General features: G+C 65.6%; 6 protein-coding genes. All 6 read left to right on the forward strand.

The genetic code is table 11. The features are described from left to right. A partial coding sequence (locus tag ACO550_RS39275) for an iron-containing alcohol dehydrogenase (protein ID WP_485995171.1) occupies positions 1–773 on the forward strand: 773 nt, incomplete at its 5' end. Between the two features lie 135 nt (positions 774–908). Then, a complete protein-coding gene (locus ACO550_RS39280; protein ID WP_315598768.1) occupies positions 909–1,895 on the forward strand; it encodes a DctP family TRAP transporter solute-binding subunit in 987 nt (328 codons plus the stop codon). 29 nt (positions 1,896–1,924) lie between these two features. After that, complete coding sequence (locus tag ACO550_RS39285) at positions 1,925–2,917, forward strand: amidohydrolase family protein (protein ID WP_315598769.1); 993 nt, start codon at positions 1,925–1,927, stop codon at positions 2,915–2,917. Next, positions 2,914–3,414 carry a TRAP transporter small permease gene (locus ACO550_RS39290; RefSeq protein WP_315598770.1) on the forward strand — a complete coding sequence of 167 codons (501 nt, stop codon included), beginning with the start codon at positions 2,914–2,916 and terminating at the stop codon, positions 3,412–3,414. The genes ACO550_RS39285 and ACO550_RS39290 overlap by 4 nt, the downstream gene beginning before the upstream one ends. A gap of 18 nt (positions 3,415–3,432) precedes the next feature. Beyond that, positions 3,433–4,710 (forward strand): TRAP transporter large permease subunit, encoded by a 1,278-nt coding sequence (locus ACO550_RS39295; protein WP_315598771.1) that lies wholly within the window; start codon positions 3,433–3,435, stop codon positions 4,708–4,710. A 40-nt stretch (positions 4,711–4,750) separates the two neighbouring features. After that, positions 4,751–5,350 (forward strand): PCC domain-containing protein, encoded by a 600-nt coding sequence (locus ACO550_RS39300; RefSeq protein WP_315598772.1) that lies wholly within the window; start codon positions 4,751–4,753, stop codon positions 5,348–5,350. Positions 5,351–5,510: the final 160 nt, after the last annotated feature.

Here is a 5,510-nt window from a genome sequence, read left to right on the forward strand (position 1 = left end):
GCGTGGCCCGCATCACGGCCGCCACGGCGCCGGTCATCGCCATCCCCACCACGGCCGGCACCGGCAGCGAGGTGGGCCGCGGCGCCGTGCTGATCCTCGACGATGGCCGCAAGGTAGGCGTACTGTCTCCGCACATCGTGCCGCGCGTGGCGATCTGCGACCCCGAACTGACGCTGGGCCTGCCGCCCGGTCTGACCGCGGCCACGGGCATGGATGCCATCGCACATTGCATGGAAACCTTCATGGCCCCCGCCTTCAATCCGCCGGCGGACGGCATTGCCCTCGACGGCCTGCGCCGCGGCTGGCAGCACATCGAACTCGCGCAACGCGAGCCGCAGAACCGCGCCGCGCGCCTGGCAATGATGAGCGCCTCGACCCAGGGGGCGCTGGCCTTCCAGAAAGGGCTAGGGTGCGTGCACAGCCTGAGCCATGCGCTCGGCGGCCTGATGCCAAACCTGCATCACGGCACGCTCAACGCCGTGCTGCTGCCCGCTGTCATCCGCTTCAACGCCCAGGCGCCTTCGATGCGTGACGAAGACCGCCTGGCACGGATGGCGCAAGCGATGGGCATTGGCGGCGCCGACGATGTCGATACGGCCATCGTCGAGAAGAACCGCCGGCTCGGCTTGCCTGACGGGCTGGCGCAGATGGGTGTGGACCCGGCGCTGTTCCCGCGCGTGATTGCCTATGCGCTGGCCGATCACTGCCACAAGACCAACCCGCGCATTGCCAGCGAAGGTGACTACATGGCGATGCTGACCGAATCGCTCTGACCGCGCTGTTGATGCTGGTCGGGGTTACGCCCTGACAACGCTGCAAGCAGGGGCCCGACGGCCCCGACGGCGACCGCCACCCCAGACATCCAATCGATGTGGCGGCGCCATTCATCACCCCAGGAGACAACCACCATGAAACACGCTATCTCGCATATCGTGCTGGCCGCGCTTTTGTCTATCGCCAGCGCGGCGGGCGCCCAGACCGTCAAGCTACGCTTCGCACATACGGTGCCGGAGTCCGACTCCCAGCATCTTGCTGCGCTCTCGTTCAGCGAGAAGGTCAAGGCCCGCACCGGCGGCGCGGTCGAGATCCAGGTCTTTGCCAATAGCCAGCTTGGCAACGACACCTCGCTGGTGACCGGTGTGCGCAGCGGCACCATCGACATCGGCGCCACGGGCAACCCGTTCGTCACCGGACTGGCACCCCGGCTCAACGTGCTGGACCTGCCTTACCAGTTCGAGGACGGCCCCGGCGCCTACCGGGTGCTGGACGGCGCTGTCGGCCGCTCGCTGCTCGACGAACTAAGCGCCCACCGCATCAAGGGCCTCGCGTTCTGGGAAATCGGCTTCCGTAGCCTGGGCAACAACAAGCGGCCGGTCCAGCGCGCCGAGGACATTCGTGGCCTGAAGATCCGCACCACGCCTAACCCATCCCATATCAAGGCATTCCAGCTGCTGGGCGCCAGCCCCCAGCCAATGCCGTTCGCCGAGGTGTTCGGCGCACTGGAATCCGGCGCCGTCGATGGCCAGGAGAATCCGCCCACGCTGATGGTGTCGGCAAAGCTCTACGAGGTGCAGAAGTACATGTCGCTGACGCGGCATGCCTATACGGCGCTGGTGGTGCTGATGAACAAGGCGAAGTTCGATTCGCTCAAGCCCGAATATCAGAAGGTACTGCTGGAGGAGGCCGCCGCGGCCGCCACCTACCAGCGCAAGCTCAACGCCGACAACGAGCGCGCGGCCATTGCCCAATTGCGTGCGAAGGGTGTGCAGGTCAACGAGCACCCTGACAACGACAGCATCCGCAAGGTTGTGCGCGAAGAAACTCGCCAACTGTTCGTGCAGAAGAACGGTGACGCCGGCGGCGCCATCCTGCGCGCGATCGAGACGCAGCGTTGATGCGCATCACAGCGCAAAGGAGTGGCGCCATGACCAACCGCCCCGACGCCATCGTCGATGCCCATCATCACCTCTGGCACCTCGGTGCCGGCCGCTATCCGTGGCTGCAGGATCGCTACGACCCGCAGGCTTTCTTCCTTGGCGACTACGCGGCACTGCGTCGCGACTTCGCCGCGCAGGACTACCTGGCGCACTGGCAGGGGGTGCGCGTGGATGGCACGGTCCATGTGGAAGCCGAGCGTGATCGCGCGGAGTCGCTGGCGGAAACGGTCTGGCTTCATGAACAGCATGCCCGCCACGGCTTTCCGAACGCCGTAGTGGCCCATGTCGATCTGCTGGACACCGACCACGCTGCCCATCTGCGGGCGCAATTGCGCTATCCGCTGGTACGCGGCGTACGTTGCAAGCCGCGCATTGCCGCCAATGCCACGGCCGATGCCACGCCCGATGTGCGGCACGAACCAGGCACGCTGCGGGATCCACGCTGGCGGGCCGGTCTCGAAGCCCTGGCCGCGCACGGACTGGCGTGGGACCTGCGCGTGCCGTTCTGGCACCTGGAGGAGGCCGCCGACCTGATCGGCGCCGTGCCTGGCCTGAAGGTAGCGGTGGAACACACCGGACTGCCGTGGGACCGCTCGGAATCCGGCCTGTCGCAATGGCTGCGCGGGATGCGCGCGCTGGCCAGCTTGCCCGACGTTCACGTGAAGTTGTCGGAGTTCGGCCTGCCCCACGCGCCGTGGCACCGCGCCGACAACGTGCGAGTGATCCGCCTCGCCATCGACACCTTCGGCGCCGGGCGCTGCATGTTCGCCAGCAACCTGCCCGTGTCGGGGCTGCGCACCGACATTGACGAAGTCATCGCCACCATGAGCCAGGCCATGGCAGACCTCGATGCCGAACAGGCGCGCGGCATCTGGCGCGACAACGCCATGGCTTTCTATCGCATCACGCTCGACGACACGGCGCCGCACGCGGCAAGCGACGGCCGGCCATCGGCAGCTTCAACAGGAGTGCAAGCATGAACCGCCTCACCCTTCGTATCGCCCATGGCGCCATGGTCGTCCTGATGGTCGCCATGATCGGGCTCGTCTTCGGCAATGTGGTGCTGCGCTATGTGTTCAACACCGGCATCGCCTTCTCGGAAGAAGCCTCGCGCTTCCTGTTCATGTGGCTAACGCTGCTGGGCGCGCTGCTGGTCATGTACGACCGCGCACACCTTGGCATGAATACCGTCGTGGCACGCCTTGGCCCGGGCAGCCAGCGCCTGTGCCGCCTGCTGGCCGATGCCGGTGCGCTGGCCTGCTGCCTGCTGCTGACTCATGGCGCGTGGCAGATCGTGGAGATCGGCATGGACGACCGCGCGCCTGTTACCGGCATCCCGCTCGGCCTGGTCTACGCGTGTTTGCTGCTCTGCGCCGCGGGCATGGCGGCGATGTTGGCGTGGTCGCTCTGGCGGCTCGTCAGCGGCCGCATGGCGCTGGGCGAACTGGTGCCGCAATCGGGCACCAGCGGCGAATAACAGAACGGAGCACGGATCATGACCATTTTTGTCTTTGTCGGCTCGCTGCTGGGCGCCATGGCGCTCGGCATGCCGATTGCATTTGCATTGCTGGCCTCGGGGGTGGCGTTGATGCTGCATCTGGGTAACTTCGACACGCAGATCCTGGCCCAGACGATGCTCGAGGGCGTCAACAACTACCCGCTGATGGCCGTGCCGTTCTTCATGCTGGCGGGAGAGTTGATGAATGCCGGCGGCTTGTCGCGGCGCATCGTACGCGTGGCCGATGCCGCGGTCGGCCACGTGCGCGGCGGCCTGGGCTACGTCGCGATCATCGCGGCCACAGTGGTCGCCAGCATTTCCGGGTCTGCGGTGGCCGATACCGCCGCCGTGGCCGCACTGCTGATACCGATGATGCGCAACGCCGGCTACAACGTTCCGCGCGCGGCGGGCCTGATCGCCGCGGGCGGCATCATAGCGCCGGTGATTCCCCCGTCGATCGCCATCGTCGTGTTCGGGGTCGTCGCGCAGATCTCGATCACCAAGCTGTTCCTGGCTGGCATCGCACCGGGCGCGATGATGGCCCTGACGCTGGCCGCCACGTGGTACGTCTGCGCCCGCAAGGAAGACCTGGCGCCCGTGGAACCGTTCTCGGCCATCCGGCTGCTGCGCGCGCTGCGCGAGGGCATCTGGGCCTTGGTGCTGCCGGTGGTCATCATCGGGGGCATGAAGATCGGCGCCTTCACCCCAACCGAGGCCGCCGTGGTAGCCGTGGTGTATGCGATGGCGGTGGGGCGGCTGGTCTACGGCGAACTCGCCATGCGCAAGGTTCCCGACCTGATCGTCACGGCTGCCAAGACGTCCGGCACGGTACTGTTCCTGGTGGCATGCGCACTGGTTTCCGCATGGCTTATCACGATCGCCAACATTCCCGCGCAGGTGACCGCGCTGCTGGAGCCGTTCATCGGCAACAAGATCCTGCTGATGTTCATCATCATGTTGCTGGTGATCGTGGTGGGCACGGCGCTCGATTTGATGCCCACCGTGCTGATCATGACGCCGATCCTGATGCCGGTCATCACCAAGGCGGGCATCGATCCGGTCTACTTCGGCGTGATGTTCGTGCTCAACAACGCCATCGGCCTGTTGACGCCACCGGTCGGCACAGTCCTCAACGTGGTGGCCGGCACCTCGCATTGCAGCCTGGACAGCGTGATCGGCGGTGTCTGGCCCTTCCTGCTGAGCCTGACCGCGCTGATGTTCCTGTTCGTGCTGTTCCCACAACTGATCCTGGTGCCGGCCGCATGGCTGCACTGAGCCCCGACCTTTGACAAACCATCACAACGAGGAGATCGAGATGAACACTATCACTGCACGCGCCCCTGTACGCCTGCCGCTATGGCTGGCGAGCGCTGCGCTTGTCACGGCCGCCATGACCGCTTTTCACCCGGCCCAGGCACAGACCGCGACCCCGGCCGGCTGCAATGGCATGCTGCGCGTGGAGCCCGAGAACAAGAACTACCCGAACGTGCCGCGCTATATCAAGACGCCGACAGGCTACCTGCTGGTGCTGCGCATGGGCGACAACGTCCTGGACCGGCTGGCGGCCTTCGCCGAGTGCGAGAAGATTCCAAGCGCAAGCCTCTCGGCCATCGGCTTCGCCAACGTGACGTTCGGGTTCTGGGACGCTGGCAAGCAGCAATTCAACCCCAAGACCTATCGCGATGTGGAAATGGCCAGCGTGGTCGGCAGCGTGGCCTGGAAGGAAGGCAAGCCATCGATCCATATCCATGGCGTGGCCGGCGATGGCAAGTTCGATACCTACGGCGGGCACATTCTGGCCATGGAGGTAGGCACGGGATCGCTCGAAGTGACCATCGCCGTGCACGGGCAGAAACTTGAGCGCGCGATTGATCCGCTGATCGGCGCCAATGTGCTGCAGCTATCCCGCGAGTAAATGCCGGCAGTTCAAACCGCCGCCAGGTTGCCGCCCCATTGGGTCGGGTGGACGTTGAGTGCGACCTTGCCCAGATCGACGCCAACGATCTTGTTGTTGTTGAAGGCGGCAACGTTCACTTGCTGAAGCTGCTGCACGCTCTGGTTGATATTGATGTTGA

This window comes from Cupriavidus sp. (assembly GCF_057315035.1).